Origin of the sequence: uncultured Gimesia sp. (assembly GCF_963976445.1) — a bacterium.
GTDB lineage: Bacteria > Planctomycetota > Planctomycetia > Planctomycetales > Planctomycetaceae > Gimesia.
Genome location: NZ_CAXBKP010000003.1, coordinates 1 through 18,673, shown reverse-complemented (window position 1 = coordinate 18,673; position 18,673 = coordinate 1). Strand labels below are relative to the sequence as shown.

Sequence of the window (18,673 nt, the reverse complement as noted above, 5' to 3'; positions counted from 1 at the left end):
CCGGCACTCCCTGCCAGTCTTCCTTTCTGTGGTTTCCACTCCTTTCGCGAAGCTCGATTCGCATCCCCGTTTCATAGTGAGTCCCATGATGCGTCGTCATCAAATTTTCGCTTGTACTCTGATGCTCTTAACCTTATTCAGCAATCGACTGCTTCGGGCAGATGACCAGCCCCGTTCAAATCAGCGCGAAACATCAAATTCTGCGATTGAATATGATCAACACTCTAAGGGTTCCCTGACCTACAAGCCCGTACCCCTCGCTCCTGAGAAAATCTTGAAGCGCTGGTCGGCGGCATCCCGATTTTTGGCACCAGTCACTCCTCAGTCAAAAGTAGAAGAGTTTAAAAAAGGGAACCAGACATATTTCACCGGTCATGAACTCGCGCTGATCTCCGAATTTCAGCAACCAGTCACCGCCCAAACCTTATTGAATGATTATGCGTGGCGCGTCGTCAGCCAAAGCAACGCGCGCATCGTTCTTCGCGGTCAACCGAAAGATGTTTTGACACGCCATCTGTGTCGCCCGTTCGAATTACAAATAAATCCTCAATCGATGCTGCCGGAATCGCTGACGTTTCTGTCAGATTCATCCAAACAAAAACAGGGTTTTGCCTCAATTGAATTGACGGCTTTAAAAGTACCACCAGCCACCGTAATGGTAGACACCAACGACGCGCCACAGTTTGTCGCACGCAAAGTAACAAAGGCGGCCTTTCCCCAGATTGAAACTCAACAACATCCTGCTTTTGCTATGAGTCCGATCAAACGTGTTTCGTTTTCCAAATCCAGTTCAGAGAATAAAAATGAGGCGGAACTGCAGGAAATCGAAAAACTCGTCTCGCGCTGGGTTTCAGAAACGCAGCGAATTGACTCAATCAAATTAGGTAATGGCGCGAGGATTTACAAAGCCAGGGATCGCCGGCCTGCTGAGATTCCACGAAAGCTGTATACCAAACCTGATGGAACCATCGTCTCTGGCTGGCCCGCTTTTCTGCGAGTGCTCCCACCCTGGTTGATCAACGTCGATCAGGAAACGTTTATCATCGAATCCTTTGCCATTGAATTATCGACAGATGATACGGCTCCCTCGGCATCGCGATTCATCACATTGAAAATCAAACCGAACCCCACCAACCCACCGAGCCCTCAGGCCGGCGGAAAATGGGATGCAGTCGAGATCGAATTCAGCAGCAATCAGCCACTGCCTATCAAAATCAGTGAGATCAGAAACAACCAGATAATGCAGTTTCTGCTGTCGGATATGCAGATTCAGTACAAACAGTAAAACCTGCCACGGGTCACTCTGCTGGCGTCTCCCAGTCACCCCAGTGCTCCAGATAATGCTGATAGGCGGCGTTTCCTTCCGATTCGCGTTCCAGATACCGATAGGCTTCGGTCACGATCTCCTGCTCGACCTCGACACTGAGGTGCCCCGTCAGCACACGCGACCTGAGAAAGACAAAATAGGTATCCAGAACATCACAACGACAGTAGTCGTTGATCTCTTTGACCTTTCCCTCGTCATACATCGTTTGGACCTGGGAGCCATCAATGCCGGTTTTTCCGGGTTTGCCAATCAAATTCGCCAGTAGGTTCAAACCACCCGTGACGCGACCGGCACCAAAATTGGAAAAGAAATCCATCAAGTCGAGATGCGCTGAAGTATTGTACCGATTGCGGGACTGATCAAAACTACGGGCCTCGAGATTGAACCATTCTGGTAATGACACGCCATAGCGATAGGCGGCCAATTCCAGAACCGGCAGATCATAGCCCCGTCCATTGAAGGTTACAAAAGTGGGCTGGCCGTAGTGTGACCAACCTTGCCAGAACTTCTTTGCAATCAGATGCGGCCGATACTCGGGCGCATCGAGGACCGTTAAATCCTGGAGTCGGAAATCGGCGGTGATTTTGGCCACAGCAACAGAGATGGGCAACATATAGGTCGCGGGGATAAAATTGCTGCCGGTGGCATCCATTTGTTCCGCCTGATACTTGGCGAGAGCGGCCGAGGGAGACAATTCTTCTCCAGGATAACGGACCCGGGAAATCAGGTCGCCGTCCGCGATGGCTTCCACGTCAAATACTAGATAAGCAACTTGGGACTGGGACACTTTTTCGCTCGCATTTAGTCTTGTAAGTTATGATAATATCAACAGTTAACACGTTAACTGACGAACAGGAACTCGGTATAATGAAGGCTTGCATCCATGACATGCCGGATGGCCCCTTCCATTAGGTTCTGCTGATAAGTATAAACGATAATAAGAATTTATAGCAGTTTGGTAATTTCTTGATAAGGCTGTGGTGAATATGACCAACCCGGATGATCAACTGGTGGTTCAGGAAGATGAAGAAGCGCAACGCGATCTGGAAGCACAGGCGATTCGCGGTCTGTCTAATGCGTATCATCTGATGCGGGATGAGATCGGCAAAGTGATCATTGGGCAAACGGAAGTAGTCGATGAAATTCTGATTTCATTATTCAGCCGCGGCCATTGCCTGCTGGTAGGTGTTCCCGGCCTGGCCAAAACGCTGCTGGTGAGTACGATTGCCAAGATCCTGCATCTCTCATTCCGCAGAATTCAGTTTACTCCTGACCTGATGCCTTCCGATATCACGGGAACCGACGTCTTACAGGATGATCCGGAAACGGGACATCGTTCGTTTCAGTTTATGCAGGGGCCGCTTTTCACCAACGTCTTACTGGCGGACGAAATTAACCGCACCCCTCCCAAAACACAGGCTGCATTATTGGAAGCAATGCAGGAACGGAATGTAACCATCGGCTCGAATACCTATCGACTGCCTGAGCCGTTCTTCGTTCTGGCAACGCAGAATCCGATTGAGCAGGAAGGAACCTACCCGCTGCCTGAAGCACAATTAGACCGGTTCATGTTTAATGTTGTGGTCAACTATCCGACTGCTGCAGAGGAACTGATGATTTTGAAACAAACAACGGGAAGCCATCAGCCCCAACTGGAAGCTGCGCTCACCGGTCGTCAGATCTTAGCGTTACAGGAAGTAGTTCGCAAAGTCCCTGTCGCCGAGCATGTGTTTGTTTATGCCCGTGATCTGGTCCGGGCAACGCGTCCAGTGGAAGCGACTGCCCCCAAGTTTATCAAAGAATATTTATCGTGGGGTGCAGGACCACGTGCGGGGCAGTTTTTAATCCTGGGCGCCAAAGCCCGCGCCATCCTGGAAGGACGCTTTCATGTCTCTACCGAAGATATCAAATCGGTCGCGCATGCCGTCCTGCGGCATCGAATCGTGACGACGTTTCAGGCGGACAGTAAAGGCCTCGCGCCGGATGATATTATTGATATGCTGATTGAACATGTTCCGAATCAGCTCAAATCGCAGGCACAGGAAGCCGTTAAAGGGTAATTCCGGCAGCAGCCGCTTCAGCTGGCCTCTATAAATAAATGACGAGTCATGTCGATTCCCGCTTCACAACGCATCTTTCTGGATAACAATTCCACCACCCGACCTCTCGATGAAGTCGTGGATCTGGTGGCAGAGCAGTATCGCACCCATTATGCGAACCCGGGAAGTTCACATGCCGAAGGTCGACAGGCACGCAGAGTGCTCGAAGACGCACGCGAACTGCTGGCGTCACTGCTGGGTGCTAAACCGCAGGAAGTGATTTTTACCAGTGGTGGTACAGAATCGATCAATCTGGCCATTCAAGGATTTCTAACAGGTGCGCCGGGCGAAATTGCTTTACCGGCAGGCGAGCACCCGGCGACCGTGAATACGATTCGCAGACTGGCGTCGCGGGGCATCAAACAAACGGTGATCCCGCTCGACGCAGAGGGCCGACTGCGGGCCGAGACACTCAGCCAACTCCACTGGGATCAGATTCAGCTGGTGACGCTGCTTCTGGCTCATAATGAAACAGGAGTAATCCAGGACATTGCACCGCTGGCTGCGATCTGTGAAGAGAAAAAGATTCCTCTGCATCTGGACTGTGTGCAGGCGATTGGCAAAATTCCCTTTCATTTTCAGGATTCAGGTGCGACGGCCGTCAGTCTGGCTGCGCATAAATTTCATGGGCCGCGGGGCGCAGGTGCGCTGATTGTCAAAGAAGGCGCACGATTGCATCCACAGATTGCCGGCGGTCATCAGGAACGCGGCAAACGTGCAGGGACTGAACCGGTCGCGTTGGCAGCCGGCATGGCACGGGCGCTCGAATGTGCCAACCGCGACAGGGAACAACGCACCCAACACGTGACAAATCTGAGAGACCACCTGCAACAGGGGCTCAGCGAACACTGTTCTCCTGTTGTGATCAATGGATCTCAACAACAACGGCTGCCCAATACGCTTAACATTTCATTTCCCGGCCTGGATGGTGAGGCGTTACTGATCTCGCTGGATCTGGCGGGAATTTCGTGTTCGCTGGGCAGTGCCTGTGCCAGTGGTTCAAGAGACCCGGCTCCCGTATTACTGGCAATGGGCTGTGAGGAGCGCATCTACCGCTCTGCTGTCCGGTTGAGCCTGTCGTTCCTCAATACGAGCGAGGAAATCGAAGAGGCAATTTGCCGTATCAGCAGAGTGGTCAACCAACTACGATCTTAGACTCCCGAACCTGCGGGAAAGAGATGATGTGGCGTTGAACCACTCTTTCAGCAAGTCCTGAAGCAGACCGCAGCCGTATTACTCTCCCGGTGCGTCAAAAATTGTGAACTGCGGCAACGGCAGATCCGATTTGCCGAGTTCTTTGAGTTGCGTTTCAATCATCTGAATGCGGCTGGCGATTAGTTCGCGACGATGCATCCATTTCTCTTCCCAGTTTCGGAACATGGTTTTCAGATTTTCTGATTCTACTTTTGATGTATGACGGGTCTTTTGAATTTTTACCAGTGATCTTCCTAATCGTGCGTGGGCTTCCCTAACCTGATGACTCGTGTGTTGAGGACACAAAGGCATGCGATGCTGCTCCCTAAGGTGTGCGATTCGTTAAAGTGGTCTTCTTAGGATGAATACATCTTGAAAGTGAATTTGATCAGCGCAGGTGAACTATGATTGTTTAAAATTATTCCATCAACTGTAAGCGACATCAATTGTCTATTTATTCAACCACCTGCTGTTGCCTATTCGCTTTTGGCAAGATATGAAAAATGAATCGTCATTGACGATCAGCGATCTTGAGTGAGATACGGGGACTTTCTGCATGAATCTAACGAGAGACATGAAAGACTAAGTTCATTTGTTACGACCTGCATTCATCAGAACAATTATCATTAACCCGCATAATCAATAACTCTGCAAAAGCAGGCACAAAATGCATACCACGGTTCCTACTGTCTACAGAGACTTTGAAGCACAGGCATTCCTCTCTGATCTTCTCTCGTGATGTGTCGTGTCGAAGTTAGAAGCCGTTTATTCTTTGCTGAAACAGTGTGTGATTGACTTGCAGATGTTGCCCTGCAGGTGCCAGCATCTGGAAGGCGTAATCCTGGTGTCGAGATTGCGGGATTGCTTTGGCGTGTGGGTCTCTGAATGCGCTCGAGATCGTTTACGAGACTGTTCTCACTCAATAAGAACGGTGTGAGCAGCCTGTATGCTGGTTCTTAGTGACGAAACAGCGTGAGGCGTTCACCTCGGCTATCAAACAGAACAGGTTGTGACGATTCTGCCTGTCCCAAAGCCAGAACGGGGGTCCGATTAGGCAAGCAGCAGCAGTCGTAACGCCTGCCTTGATATTGATATCCCTTTGCATGTCATGATCGCAAATTTCCTCTCTTACGGCAGGGGAGTTACAGCCGACATTTTGATGAAGGACGGGATAATAGTCACGACTAGTCTTTTCCAGTGTGTGATGACAGAGAGATCGGTTTATTTTCACAAAAACACCAGAGACACCTAAATAACCCAAAGTAACATTCCGATATCAAAGGAGTGTGGTTGCGCAGCTTCCCTCTGCGTAATCCACAGCGTGATCTGAATCTGAAATGGTTTTGTTATGGAAAGATAAGCCACATCAGTTCGAGAAATCCTGTCAGAATGTATAAACATGATTGGCATTTTTAGATTTGACAGGAACGAAAACTAATGTCTACGGGTGATTTCAGCATCATCCGGGAACCTAAATCATAAAGTAGCTATAACCCAATAAATCCCTTGGGAAGCTTTTATTACAAGTGAGAAAGGCTGTTTGCCATGACACGAATTAATACTAACGTTGCCTCGCTGAGAGGTTTGCGTAGTTTAAATAAGTCTACAAATCTTTTGGATACCTCACTGACGCGGTTGTCAACCGGTTTGAAAATTAACTCCGGTAAAGACAATCCTTCAGGTTTGATCGCCAGTGAAACTCTGCGATCTCAGGTGTCTGCGATTGAACAATCAATCAAAAACAGTAACCGTGCCAGTAACGTAATCGCGACTGCTGACTCGGCTCTTGGTGAAGTCACCAACCTGTTGAACCAGGTTCGAGGATTGGTTCAAGAAGGTTTGAACGAAGGTGCTTTGTCTTCGGACGAAATTGAAGCGAATCAGCTTCAGATCGATACTGCCCTGTCAGCCATCAACCGTATTTCAGCGAACACCTCATTCGCTGGTGACAAACTGATTGACGGAAGTAAAGCTTTCCGAACTCAGTCTAGTGCAACTGACTCAGCTAAACTCTCTGACTTCCAAGTTAACGAAGCCGTATTTGGTTCCAGCAGTACGATTACGCTGGATGCAACGATCGTAACCGCTGCGAGTCAAGCCAGCTTGGACTATAGTGCTGTCGATGGTGGTCTGGCTTCTGCGACCACGATTGAAATCGGCGGTTCCAGTGGTAGTCAGGTGCTGTTCCTGGGTGCTTCCAGTTCGCTGGACAATGTGCGTGACGCCGTCAACGGTGTGACCGACATTACAGGTGTGACAGCCACGAAAACCAATAAGGTCGCCAGCAACACCAGTTTTCAAAACGCAGCCAATGTTAATTCAAACTTGTCATTTTCTGACGCTCGAAGTTCAGACAGTGTCTTAGGTGATGCAAACCAAAATATCAACGTTTCGTTTGTAGACCCTTCTGCCAACAGTGCTGCTTTAGGCGTTACTGTCACGAATAATGCCACAGATGTTAACATTGTCATCAGTTTGGCGACAAGCGGTGCTGGTGCCATTACCTCGACTGCAGCCGACATCAAAACATTGCTGGATGCTAACGCAGATGCCAACGCATACGTCTCATCAGCATTTGAAGGTGTCAGTACTGGTGATGGAGTTGTAGAAGCCGAAGCGGCTGCTGCCTTAAGTGGTGGTACCAATGCTTATCTGACGTTCAATGCGAATAACTATGGTGCTGATGAGTTCGTTGATGTCAACGTGCTGTCTGGTTCATTTGACACTGTCGATAACATCACAGATGGGAATGCTCTGAAGCGAGATATTGGTTCCGACATCGTCGCCCGAATCAACGGGCAGGTTGCTCAGGGTTCCGGTCTGAAGGCTAACATTCGGTCGCAACAGCTGGATGCTTCGTTCTCGTTCACTGCTGCTGCTAATACAACAGACAATACCGCCAGCATTACGATTACCGGTGGTGGGTCACTGTTCCAGATTGGACAGGATGTGTCAGCCGCTGGTCAGGTGGGTATCGGGATTGAAGCTGTGAACACGGCCCGACTGGGTGGTGTTTCCGGTAAGCTGTTCGAACTGGGATCAGGCGGTGGTAAGAGTCTGCTTGATGTCGGTCCTTCGGTTCCTGGCTCTGATTTGGTGAATATCATCGAAGAAGCGGTCAACCGTGTTTCTACACTTCGTGGTCGACTGGGTGCGATTCAGAAAAACGTGATCGAGACCAACGTCTCCTCTTTGGGGGTTGCCTTGGAAAACATTTCTGAAGCTCGAAGCCAGATCGTGGATACCGACTTCGCTGTCGAAACCGCGAATTTGACGAAAGCTCAGATTTTGAACCAGGCTGGTATTTCGGTACTCTCGATTGCCAACCAGAACCCACAGCAGGTATTGAGTCTCTTAGGATAATCCTTGAGAGAGTCGATCACCGACTGAAAAATACTTCATTTACGAAAACACTATCCATCACACGATGGGTAGTGTTTTTTTATTTACACCTGTCGTTTTACCTATTCCCCCAGACGCCCTGCAGTAAAACACCTCGTTTGAAGACGATTTTACCCTGACGAAAGAAACTGCTTATCTATCCCCCCGCCGCAGCCGATACAAACAGAATAACCGGAAAAGTCTATCTGGTGATCTATGCCAGGCAGGTTTCAGCAGTTCCAATTGAAATATTTTCAATTACTACCGCGATTCAAAGAAGATCCTATGCCTTCACTACAGGAACTATTGGCAACGGCAGTTCAACAACATCAGTCGGGAAATCTCCCTCTGGCAGAAAAGCTCTACCGTGAGGTGCTGCAACACGACCCCGCCCAAGCCGATGCCCTGCATTTACTGGGCGTCGTGTATCTGCATTTAAAGCAATTTGACAAAGCCATCGATTTTATTACGCGCGCCATCTATCAGAATGATGGGATTGCTTCATTTTTTTCCAACCGCGGAGCTGCCTATAAAGGCTTAGGACAATATCAAGACGCGCTGACGAATTATGACCGTGCGCTCGAACTCGAACCTCAAAACCCGGCATTCATGCTGAATCAGGCTATCACACAGGTTGCTTCTGGAGAAAAAAAACAAGCCCTTCAAACATACCGGCGTGCAATTCGGATAAAACCCGATTACATTGATGCGCTGATTAATCTCGGAAATCTCTTACAGGAAGAAGAGGATGATCTTGAGGAAGCGATCGCCATTTGCCGGCAAGTCGTGAAGTTGGCGCCGCAGGTCCCTACTGCGCATTTCAATCTGGCGAATGCCATCGCGAAGTTAGAAGACCCCGAGGCTGCCGAAAAGTCCTATCAACAGGCACTACGGCTGGCCCCTAACCATCTTGACACTCTGAAAAATTACGCCGTCTTTCTGACATCACAGCAGAAATACGAAGCAGCGATCACGGTTTTCAAAAAAGCGATGGTGTTACAGCCGAATTGTTGGGAAATTAGAAACAACCTGGGTATCGTTTATGCCGCGCAGAACAAATTTGAATCCGCCATCAAATGTTTTCGGGATGCATTAAAACGCGCGCCTGATAATTGCGAGATTCTATTTCACCTGGGTAAGGCATTAGAAGATTCGAAACAGACTCAGGAGGCAATGGTCACCTTTCGGGGAATTTTGAAAAAACAACCCAATCACCCCGGCGCCGCATTTCGCTTGGGATCACTGGTCGCATCACTCGGTGACCTGGAATATGCCTATGAGATCTTCCAAAACCTCTACCAGAGCGACCAGACGAACACAGCTTCCCTGTATGGAATGGGATCGATCAGATTACAACAAAAAAAAATCGGTTCTGCTGTTGGCTATTTCGAATTGCTGGTTGAGCTGGAACCCGATCATCTGCAGTCACGCTTATACTTGATCGAACTCTATTCGTCACAATTGCGCAACAATGAAGCGGAAGAGCAGGTAGAACAAGCGATCAAAGATCATCCCGAAAACGCCACTCTCTGGAACTATCGCGGACACTTCAGCAAACAGAAAAGGCGAAGCAAAAAAGCGCTTCGATATTTCCAGCGTGCGCTGGAACTGGACGAATCCTCTGCATCCGCTTACTGTAACGTGGCGACCGTCTATCACGACATGGGCCAGTTCGACGAAGCAAAAGAGGCGTTGGAAAAAGCTTACAAATTGCTACCGCTGCCGGAATATCGACTCGCGATTGCCAGCTTGCTGCCTCCCATTCCTGCTTCTATGGAAGCTATTGAGGATGTGCGCATCTCGTTTATGCAAAACATCGAAGACATGCACGCCGACGCGGTACAGATCGACGCTTCGATCAAATTGACCCCCGGTACGTTTTATCTGGCTTACCAGGGATATAATGATCGGCCCATCATCGAACGTATGGCAGAGTTGTATCATTGCAATAATACGCTTTCCTGGAATCAGCAAGAACCAATGATCGAACGGGATGGGCGAATCCGTATCGGTTTTATCTCCAATCTGTTCTTTAATCATACCATCGGGTCCCTGATGAAAGGGATCATTAAGAATTTTGATCGTGAAAAATATCATGTGATTACGATCTCGCCATTAAAACATAATGACGAAGTCGCACAAGAAATTCGTGCCGACTCTGATGAATATGTCTTTCTGGGGATTGACCTCCACCAAGCCACTCAGCGTCTACAAAGTCTGGAACTGGATATTCTGTTTTATGCCGATATCGGCATGGACCCGCTTATCTTTTCGCTGGCCACCACGCGGCACGCCCCCATCCAATGTGTCACCTGGGGACACCCGATTACAACCGGCTTAAAAACCATCGACTACTTTATCTCCAGTAAACTAATTGAACCGGAAGACGCACAAGACCACTACACTGAAACATTGGTCGAACTGGATGCGCTGCCCTCTTATTACCACCGTCCCAATTTGCCCGACAAGATTAAAGCACGAGGCGCATTTGGACTTTCCGACGACGACCACATTTATGCCTGCCCGCAAACGCTGTTTAAAATTCATCCCGAATTTGATCAGGTACTGGCAGGAATTCTACGAAAAGATCCCCAAGCACGGATTATCATGATTCGTGATGAAACGTCCAAATGGAAAAATTTACTGGTCGAACGATTCAACAACTCTTTCTCTGATGTCATAGATCGTATTCACTGGTTACGCGGAATGTCGACGTCTGACTTCCTGAACGTGATTTATCTCTCCGATGTCATGCTTGACCCGATCCACTTCGGTGGGGGAAATACATCCTATCAATCCATGGCCATCGGCACGCCCGTTGTCACGCTCCCGGCAAAGTATATGCGCGGTCGTGGGATGCTGGCCGTCTATAAAAAAATGGGCCTCATGGACTGCGTCGTTTCGTCCATCGACGAATACATCGATCTCTCCTGCCGGATCGGTATGGATGAAGAATACAGGGACCAACTACGTCTCAAAATTCTATCCAAGAGCCATCTGGTATTCGAAGACATCAACACGGTTCGGGAAATGGAACTCTTTTTCGAATCGGCGTTACAACAGATAGTGACACAAAAAAAAACTCAATCTCTCACCACTCTAACAAACTCGACCTCAATCAAGGACCAAAGCATGGATGCTTCATCAAATAAAACAGAAAGTGAAGATCACTCCAAAATTCTGAATTCTGCCATGCAGAATTATACTTGTCCTGCTTGCGGGTATCATATCGCCGTGCAGTTTTATGATGGTGGCTTACTGCCATTGACAACACTGGCCTGGCCAAAAAGCTGCGAAGAAGCCCAGAAAATGGAACGCCTGCCACATGATTTCATGCGGTGTGTTGACTGTGGCCATATCTCAAATGCGGCCTTCGACTATGCGAAAGTCCCCTACTCTGATAAGCCAAACCTGATGTTTAACAAAGGCGCCATCTGGTCAGAACATCTACAAAAAGTCTGTGACCTCATCGCAGAGACCCTGCCGGAAAACCCAACCGTCGTGGAAATTGGCTGTGGAGAAGGCCATTTACTACGTTCGCTGGCAAAAAAGATTCCTAACGGAAAATTCATCGGCTTTGACCCGAACGCGGAAATCGAAACAGAAGGCGCCTTGATTGACGCCCGAGCCATGTTATTTGAACCCGGAACACATCTGGCCGAACTCCGTCCAGATTTAATCATCAGCCGACACGTATTCGAACACTTGATGAATCCGCTCGGCTTTGCCCAGGAAGTGGCCTTTGCCGCGAATGTGGCTGAGTGCGAAACCAAACTGTTTATTGAAGTTCCCTGTATAGACGGTGTGCTTGCCGCAGGCCGCACGGTCGATTTTTTCTATGAACACAACTCCCACTTCACCACTCGATCGCTGGAACGGCTCTTGACCCGCTGCGCGACCACCGTTGATCTGATTCAAACCAGTTATAACGACGAAGTCATTTACGGCATGGCTAGTTTTCAGCCACAGCAGCATCAGGTAGAACTGGCACGCCAGGCAGTGGCCTTTCAGGAAAAAGTCCTGCTGTCGGCAACTCAGCTCGCAGTTCAGTTTGATGAGCTTGTCAATTCCGGTAAACGAACCGCGATCTGGGGTGGCACGGGGAAAGCGGCTGCGTTTATTAACCAGAATCACCTTGATAAAACGCGATTTCCAACCGTCATCGACTCCGACATGAATAAAGTCGGCACGTTCGTACCGGGCACTGGTCAGGAGATATTGTTCCGGGATCAACTGATTGAAGATCCTGTGGATGTCATTTTAATTGCCACCCAATGGCGGGCCGCCGATATTGTACTCGAAATTGAACGCAATCAAATTCCCTTTAATACGATCCTGATCGAATACCAGGGTCGACTGATCGATTACTTCCACGACAAGCATCCTTATCGTGGCGAAGATAATCTGACTGAAGAAAAGGTTCCCCGACCTCAATTTCTTTCTCAGAAAAGCAGACAGCGTGATTCCATCGAGAATGACTTAACATAGCAAAGCCCGGGGCTCCGTTGCCGATCTGTAACAGACCACATCCCCCACGTACGATTTCAGACAGGATAGATTATGATCATCTTCAATTTCGGAATTCCGAACTCAGGCACAGACTGGTCGCAGGAAGTATTTAAGAAAATATGGGACAGCCAGAATTTTTCATTTCAGGCTGAAGATGCGAAGTCTCTGGAAGAGTTAAACCAGATCGTCGGCACGATGAAATTGAATGAGCGGATGATTCTCCGCTTTGAATTGCTGACAGAAGAGGTGATTGCTGCAGCTCAACAGGATGCAGTACGTCCCTTTTATCATTATCGAGATCCCCGCGATGTCGTCTGCATGGAGATGGAGAACAGCAATATTCCTTTCGCGACCGCCGTCGACCAGACCGTCGCCGCGTATCAGGAAATCCATCTTGCCCTCTGCCTGCCGGGCATCATGGTAATCCCTTACGAGCATATTGCTGAGAATGCCGAAGGACTGATTTATCAGATGGCGACCAAACTGGGTGTTCTCTTAAAACTGGACGCCGTCTCGGCAATTGCCAGCGAAATGCGTGAACTGCAGGCAGAACCTCAGTATGCGTCAGCAGCTTCGACGGGCGGCGCTTCATTCGCGACGCAATCGGTACGAATCGATGAAGAGCATGCGCCGGATTCTTCCGCCATACAACCGCTCAGCATTGGAAAGTGGCGCGAGCAGCTTTCCCAATCGGAAAAGGCAATGGTCAATCGTTTTTTTAAACCATTAGTCGATCAATTTGGATTCGGCGAATAAGCATTCTACTCAAACCACTGCACCAGGGATGGTAAATCATGCTGCCTTTAAATCAGCTGTGTACATTGAATTGTCAAACAGAGGGTCCTGAACTTTCAGAAACCCATCTGAATCAGTATGCAGAAGATGGTGTCCTGCTGGTGAAAAATCTGTTTGATCCCGCGGAATTTCTGCCGATTCGAAATGATCTGGCGGGCCGTCTCACCTTGCTGGAGCGCCACTACAGTTGTGACGTTTCCGCAGATGCAAATGAGATCACACAGATCAGCGATCGCCTGATGCGTCTGGAAGCACAAGCTCCGGGTGCGCAGAGCATTCTATACGATTCCATGAATGCGGCCCCCTCTCTGCACGCGATGGGCACCAATCCCAAACTGATGGCGATTCTTGAAAAACTGCTCTCGCCGGAAATTTCGATCCATGACCGGTATATTATTTTGATGAGCATGCCTCAGGCTGAGTGGCATCTCGCTTCGTGGCATCAGGACTGGTATTACAATGAAGGTCCACATTCCACAATCACGCTGTATGCTCCCTTACAGAAAACCGATCACCAGAACGGCAGTCTGACCTTTGCGTTAGGCGAACATCAGAGAGCGCCGATTCCCCATGATGAGCATGACCACGGGATCACAACCAAATGGCATTCACTGCCTACCGATGTCGTTCACGATTTCGAACGCGTCGTGCCCACCGCTCTGGAAGTCGGCGATGTCCTGCTGTTTCACAGTTTGACTCCGCATACTCCCTGCAAGAATGAATCGAACTATGTGCGGTTTGTTCTAAATTTGCGGTATCGGGATCTGAGAGATCCTCAATTCCTGAAAGATGGCTGGCGGATCAAAGACATCACACGTGCCAGACAAGCCATGCAGCGAACGGCTTCTTGAAATCGTGCGGCGATACCTTCAGCGTTTTGTCTGATTTTTACACAATACTTCATAAAAAGCTAATTTGACATGGTAGAAAAAAAAGGGCTGCTCAAGGGCAACGTAGGAGAATCACAGAACCAATCTGCTGGTGACTTAAATGCACTTAACGCCGTCGAACAGTATTGGGAATCGAGTGTCGGCACGAACCTAAACAAATTGGATGCGTTTACCAAATACGTTTCCCGACAATCAATTACCAAATTATTGGCCCGTCATGAAATCTTCCGACAGCAGTTGGAAGTCAATGGTTCAATTGTAGAACTAGGTGTCCACCGTGGCGCCAGCTTAATGGCTTGGGCACAGTTCAGCGCCATTTTGGAGCCAGTGAATTATCTACGGAAAATCATCGGCTTCGACACATTCGAAGGCTTTCCCTCACTGAGTGAAAAAGACACAACGGGTACCAGCGAACATCTTGAAGTGGGTGGCTTTAAGTCCGAAGAAAATGCGATGGAGGATTTGGAAAAAGCAATTCAGCTTTATGATTCCACTCGTTATCTGAACCACATCCCCAAGGTGGAATTAGTTAAAGGGGACATCAGCGTCACTCTGCCTGAATACCTGGAACAAAATCAACATCTGGTTGTCTCCTTATTACACCTGGATGCCGATTTGTATGAACCGACTAAAGTGGCGTTGGAACTGCTTGTCCCGCGGATGCCTAAAGGTGCAATTATTGCCTTTGACGAACTTAACATGGATTTATTTCCAGGGGAAACACTGGCAGCCATGGAAACACTGGGACTTCCGAATTTACGACTCAAACGGTTTCCGTTTGCCACTTCACTTTCCTATGCGGTAATCGAATAGAATCCCTCCAGAAAAAATCGTCATAATCACCAGAATTATTTAGAATACTGTTCCTTAAGGCTGATCTTCCTACGCTCTACTCATGCAGAAACCTTTGACTAACCGATATATATTGAGATGCTGTTGTTTCTCGTGCGCCTCCTATTGCTGATCCTGATTGGCAATCTGCAGATGCAAATGAGCAACTTCACTCTCAGTCGGGCTAAAAAGTATTTGTTCACACTCTGAATTTCAGGTGCTGATCGTTAAGCATTAAAGGAGCAGTTGCTTCAGTCACTTTAAGACAGGCTTGGTACAATGTCAGGGCTCAGTTCCGGTGTCGGTCTGGCAACCGGATTAAATATCACAGAAATTGTGGACGCCATCATAGGCGTTCAGAAAAATGCACTTGTGCGTCTGGCCAATCGTGCATCCGCATTCGAAGCCACCGAAGGGGGTATCAAAACCCTCGAAGCCAACCTGCTGACACTGAATTCCTCGGTTCAAAAACTGAACCTGGAAAGTACCTTTGAAACACTCCAAGCCACCAGTTCGGATACCAGCCAGTTCAGTGTTGCTGCCAACAGTACCGCCACCTCCGCAACCTACCAACTACAGGGACTGCGAAAGTCGTCGAACCACCAGGTGATCTCGAATGGTTTCGCGGATGCCGACACAACCCCCATTGGCACCGCCACTACAATTACTCTTTCGGGTGGAGGCCAGCTGGATCAGCCCAAACTGCTGGAAGAACTGAATGATGGTGTGGGCGTTCAACGGGGCAGTATCCGGATTACTGACCGGGATGGCCTGACCGAAGTCATCGACCTGAGTCAAACCATTACGATTGATGACGTCGTGGATGAAATCAACCAATCCGCGACCTCGATTGTCGCCAGCATTGAAGACGATCACCTGGTTTTCACGGACACCGGAACAGGCGTGGGCACACTGAAAGTCAGCGAAGTGGGTGGCGGCCAAACTGCCGCTGATCTGGGAATTTTAAAGTCAGTTGTGGCCTCTACCTTTGATGGGGATTCCGTCTATCGAGTTACCAGTGATTTTAACCTGTCACAAATCAACGATGGGAACGGCATTACCACAGTAAGCGGCTCTGATGATTTTCAGATTACCGTAGCCGATGCTTCAACCATCGATATTGACCTGGACTCAGCAAAAACAGTCGGTGATGTCGTCGACCTGATCAATGACAACGGCGCCAACGGCGGAAAAGTAACTGCGGCGATCACCGCGAATGGTGAATTAAGCCTGACCGATAATACGGTCGGTGGTAGTACCTTTGAAGTGACTGCTTTGAACAGTTCCCTGGCAGCCCGTGAACTGGGAATTCAAACGACGGGGCCGGGTGGCACCATTACCGGCGCGCTGTCTGGCGGATTAAATTCGGTATTACTCAGAAATTTAAACGGGGGCGTTTCTTCAGGGGGAACGGTCCTGAACGCAGATCTGGTTTATATCGAAGATGGCGCGGGAGGCAATGCGACAATAGATTTTTCCTCCGCAAAAACGCTCGACGATGTCATCGACACGATTAATGCGAATGGTTCCATTCAGATTGAAGCCAGCCTGAACGACACGAAAACGGGCATTGAGATTAAAGACCTCTCTGCTGCTTCCGGAACCTCCATTGAAATTCAGGATGTCAGCGGGAATCTGGCAGGTTTTCTCAAAATCGAAGCAGTGTTAGCTGACACAAAGCATACGGTCAGTTCCGGTTCTTTGGATCTGCGTTACATTAACGAAGAGACCTCGCTGTCGACCTATGCCAAAAATGGCAAGGCAGTTTCGACTGGTAGTATTCGCATCACCGACCGTGACGGAACCAGTTTCAGTGTGAATTTAGCAGACTCGACAACCACCAAAACCGTGGGCGACGTGCTGACAAAAATTAATGATGCCGCAACAACAGCCGGGGCGCAAATCAACGCCCGTCTGAATGATACCGGTGATGGCTTTATCGTTGAGAGCACTGGTGGCAGCAGCTTTGATGTCAAAGTGGAAGAAGTTTCAGGCGGGACTGTGGCGGCAGACCTGGGAATCAAAGGTTCGGACGCAACGGGCCTTGACAGCCGCCAGACAACAGTGATCACTATTGAAGCAACAGATACACTGGAGGACATTACCGATAAGCTCAATGCATCCGGTGTCGCTTCTGCGACGATTATTGATGATGGGACCGCGTTCGACTCGGCTCGACTTTCGATCACCTCTTCGCGAAGCGGTGCCGCGGGAGAGTTGATTCTGGAAAGTTCATTCGACTTTGGTTTCGCGACCTCAGTCGATGCCGAAGATGCATTGATTCGGATTGGCAGCAACCCGCAAACCTCATTTTTACTCACTTCCTCGACCAACAGTTTTGACGACGCGATCACAGGATTGGAGATCGATCTGCTTTCCACAAGCAGTTCGCCTTCCACGATCAACGTGTCTCGCGATACCGCAGGTATCAAATCAACCGTCAACACGTTTATTTCCGCCTATAACAATTTTGTCGATGCTAAGACTTCACTCACCAGTTATAACACGGACACGAATGAGCGTGGTATTCTCAACGGAAATGGCGTTGTATTGACGACGGTTTCCCGCCTGGAAGGTTTACTGACAAAAAAACTTTCGGTCAGTAACAACTCGATCAAAAGTATGTCGGAACTAGGAGTACAATTTGGCGGTGACGGAAAATTAAAGCTTAACGAAAACATCCTTGACCAGATATTGCTCGATGACCCGAATGCTGTCACAGAATTTTTTCAACAGGAAAACACCGGATTTGCAGTCGTGATGGATGAAGTGATCACAGCGATGACCGACCCCTTCACTGGTTCATTCAAAGCACAGATCGATTCACTTCAGTCATCAGCACTATCATTGAATACACGTGTGGAAGAACTGAACGAAATTCTGGAAGTGCGTCGCGAAAGGCTGATTCAACAGTTTACACTCCAGGAAACGATCGTGAACCGGTTGAACTCACAGCAGACAGCATTAGATGGTCTGCAGTTACTGAGTTTCAACTCATCCAAGAAGTAATAAACCACCCATATTTTATTGATTCATTTAAACCAAAAGAGGGGCCTTCAGGGAGATGCACGCAAAAGATTACATTGAGAATCAGGTTTTGACGGCAACACCGCACCAGTTACATTTAATGGTCGTGGATGGCGCTCTGCGTTTTGCCCGAAAAGCAGCACAAGCTGCCGAGGAACAAAATTTCGAGCAGGCCCATTTCGCGCTGGATAAAAGCCGCGATCTGGTGGCTGAACTAATTGGAGGACTCGATCCTGCTCAGCAACCCGAATTGATTGATCAGTTGAAAGCGCTGTTTGTTTTTGTGTATGAGAACTTGAATCATGCTGATGTGAAGCAGGAAGCCAGTTACATCCACAACGCCATTAAAGTTTTGAGCATTCATCGCGAAGCCTGGTGTGAACTGATCGAACAGCTCCAAACGACCACAACCGAGGAAAAAAAAACGATTCATTCTCACGAATCATTTAAGCGACCACATCATATAGAGCAGCCCGAGCAAGTACATGAAAGCCGTTCCTGGTTGACATAATCAAATTCAATGATGTCGCTCGTGACGCAAAAAAGCACCCTCACCATTTACGACGATGAGGGTGCCTGAGGTGGAGACTTCCCCCTCGATGCAAGCCTGCTTCCTGTTA

The 18,673-nt window shown here is 48.7% G+C and carries 12 protein-coding genes; 10 read left to right on the top strand and 2 right to left on the bottom strand.

Annotation, left to right across the window (positions count from 1 at the left end; all coding sequences use genetic code 11):
- Positions 1-85 precede the first annotated feature (85 nt).
- Positions 86-1,285 (top strand): hypothetical protein, encoded by a 1,200-nt coding sequence (locus AAC022_RS04655; protein WP_339728473.1) that lies wholly within the window; start codon positions 86-88, stop codon positions 1,283-1,285.
- 13 nt (positions 1,286-1,298) lie between these two features.
- Here the strand turns inward: AAC022_RS04655 and AAC022_RS04650 are convergent, their stop codons facing one another.
- Positions 1,299-2,114: a 3'-5' exonuclease gene (locus AAC022_RS04650; RefSeq protein WP_339728471.1), complete on the bottom strand. Its 816-nt coding sequence runs from the start codon at positions 2,112-2,114 to the stop codon at positions 1,299-1,301.
- Positions 2,115-2,313: 199 nt separating this feature from the next.
- Here AAC022_RS04650 and AAC022_RS04645 point away from each other — a divergent pair, with 199 nt between their 5' ends.
- Both AAC022_RS04645 and AAC022_RS04640 read left to right on the top strand, forming a co-directional pair.
- Positions 2,314-3,387: a MoxR family ATPase gene (locus AAC022_RS04645; RefSeq protein ID WP_339728470.1), complete on the top strand. Its 1,074-nt coding sequence runs from the start codon at positions 2,314-2,316 to the stop codon at positions 3,385-3,387.
- 48 nt (positions 3,388-3,435) lie between these two features.
- On the top strand, positions 3,436-4,581 hold the full coding sequence (locus AAC022_RS04640; RefSeq protein WP_339728468.1) for a cysteine desulfurase family protein: 1,146 nt from the start codon (positions 3,436-3,438) through the stop codon (positions 4,579-4,581).
- Positions 4,582-4,659: 78 nt separating this feature from the next.
- Here AAC022_RS04640 and AAC022_RS04635 read toward each other — a convergent pair whose 3' ends face one another.
- Positions 4,660-4,932 (bottom strand): hypothetical protein, encoded by a 273-nt coding sequence (locus AAC022_RS04635; RefSeq protein WP_339728467.1) that lies wholly within the window; start codon positions 4,930-4,932, stop codon positions 4,660-4,662.
- Between the two features lie 1,233 nt (positions 4,933-6,165).
- On the opposite strand from AAC022_RS04635, the gene AAC022_RS04630 reads away from it, so the two are divergent.
- From AAC022_RS04630 to fliS, 7 genes are all read left to right on the top strand, one after another.
- A complete protein-coding gene (locus tag AAC022_RS04630; protein ID WP_339728466.1) occupies positions 6,166-7,983 on the top strand; it encodes a flagellin in 1,818 nt (605 codons plus the stop codon).
- 303 nt (positions 7,984-8,286) lie between these two features.
- Positions 8,287-12,489, top strand: coding sequence for a tetratricopeptide repeat protein (locus tag AAC022_RS04625; protein WP_339728465.1), 4,203 nt, complete (start codon positions 8,287-8,289; stop codon positions 12,487-12,489).
- A gap of 72 nt (positions 12,490-12,561) precedes the next feature.
- Entirely contained in the window at positions 12,562-13,266 is a 705-nt protein-coding gene (locus AAC022_RS04620; RefSeq protein ID WP_339728463.1) for a hypothetical protein, read from the top strand.
- A gap of 38 nt (positions 13,267-13,304) precedes the next feature.
- Positions 13,305-14,156, top strand: coding sequence for a phytanoyl-CoA dioxygenase family protein (locus tag AAC022_RS04615; protein ID WP_339728462.1), 852 nt, complete (start codon positions 13,305-13,307; stop codon positions 14,154-14,156).
- Between the two features lie 69 nt (positions 14,157-14,225).
- Positions 14,226-15,008, top strand: coding sequence for a class I SAM-dependent methyltransferase (locus AAC022_RS04610; RefSeq protein WP_339728461.1), 783 nt, complete (start codon positions 14,226-14,228; stop codon positions 15,006-15,008).
- A 297-nt stretch (positions 15,009-15,305) separates the two neighbouring features.
- Positions 15,306-18,035 (top strand): flagellar filament capping protein FliD, encoded by a 2,730-nt coding sequence (gene fliD, locus AAC022_RS04605; protein ID WP_339728459.1) that lies wholly within the window; start codon positions 15,306-15,308, stop codon positions 18,033-18,035.
- A 55-nt stretch (positions 18,036-18,090) separates the two neighbouring features.
- Positions 18,091-18,564: a flagellar export chaperone FliS gene (fliS, locus tag AAC022_RS04600; protein ID WP_339728457.1), complete on the top strand. Its 474-nt coding sequence runs from the start codon at positions 18,091-18,093 to the stop codon at positions 18,562-18,564.
- Positions 18,565-18,673 lie beyond the last annotated feature (109 nt).

Excerpts from the sequence above, each read along its gene's own strand:
- AAC022_RS04655 (WP_339728473.1), top strand. The coding sequence starts at position 86 with ATGATGCGTCGTCATCAAATTTTCGCTTGTACTCTGATGCTCTTAACC.
- AAC022_RS04645 (WP_339728470.1), top strand. The coding sequence starts at position 2,314 with ATGACCAACCCGGATGATCAACTGGTGGTTCAGGAAGATGAAGAAGCG.
- AAC022_RS04640 (WP_339728468.1), top strand. The coding sequence starts at position 3,436 with ATGTCGATTCCCGCTTCACAACGCATCTTTCTGGATAACAATTCCACC.
- AAC022_RS04635 (WP_339728467.1), bottom strand. The coding sequence starts at position 4,932 with ATGCCTTTGTGTCCTCAACACACGAGTCATCAGGTTAGGGAAGCCCAC.
- AAC022_RS04630 (WP_339728466.1), top strand. The coding sequence starts at position 6,166 with ATGACACGAATTAATACTAACGTTGCCTCGCTGAGAGGTTTGCGTAGT.
- AAC022_RS04625 (WP_339728465.1), top strand. The coding sequence starts at position 8,287 with ATGCCTTCACTACAGGAACTATTGGCAACGGCAGTTCAACAACATCAG.
- AAC022_RS04620 (WP_339728463.1), top strand. The coding sequence starts at position 12,562 with ATGATCATCTTCAATTTCGGAATTCCGAACTCAGGCACAGACTGGTCG.
- AAC022_RS04615 (WP_339728462.1), top strand. The coding sequence starts at position 13,305 with ATGCTGCCTTTAAATCAGCTGTGTACATTGAATTGTCAAACAGAGGGT.
- AAC022_RS04610 (WP_339728461.1), top strand. The coding sequence starts at position 14,226 with ATGGTAGAAAAAAAAGGGCTGCTCAAGGGCAACGTAGGAGAATCACAG.
- fliD (WP_339728459.1), top strand. The coding sequence starts at position 15,306 with ATGTCAGGGCTCAGTTCCGGTGTCGGTCTGGCAACCGGATTAAATATC.
- fliS (WP_339728457.1), top strand. The coding sequence starts at position 18,091 with ATGCACGCAAAAGATTACATTGAGAATCAGGTTTTGACGGCAACACCG.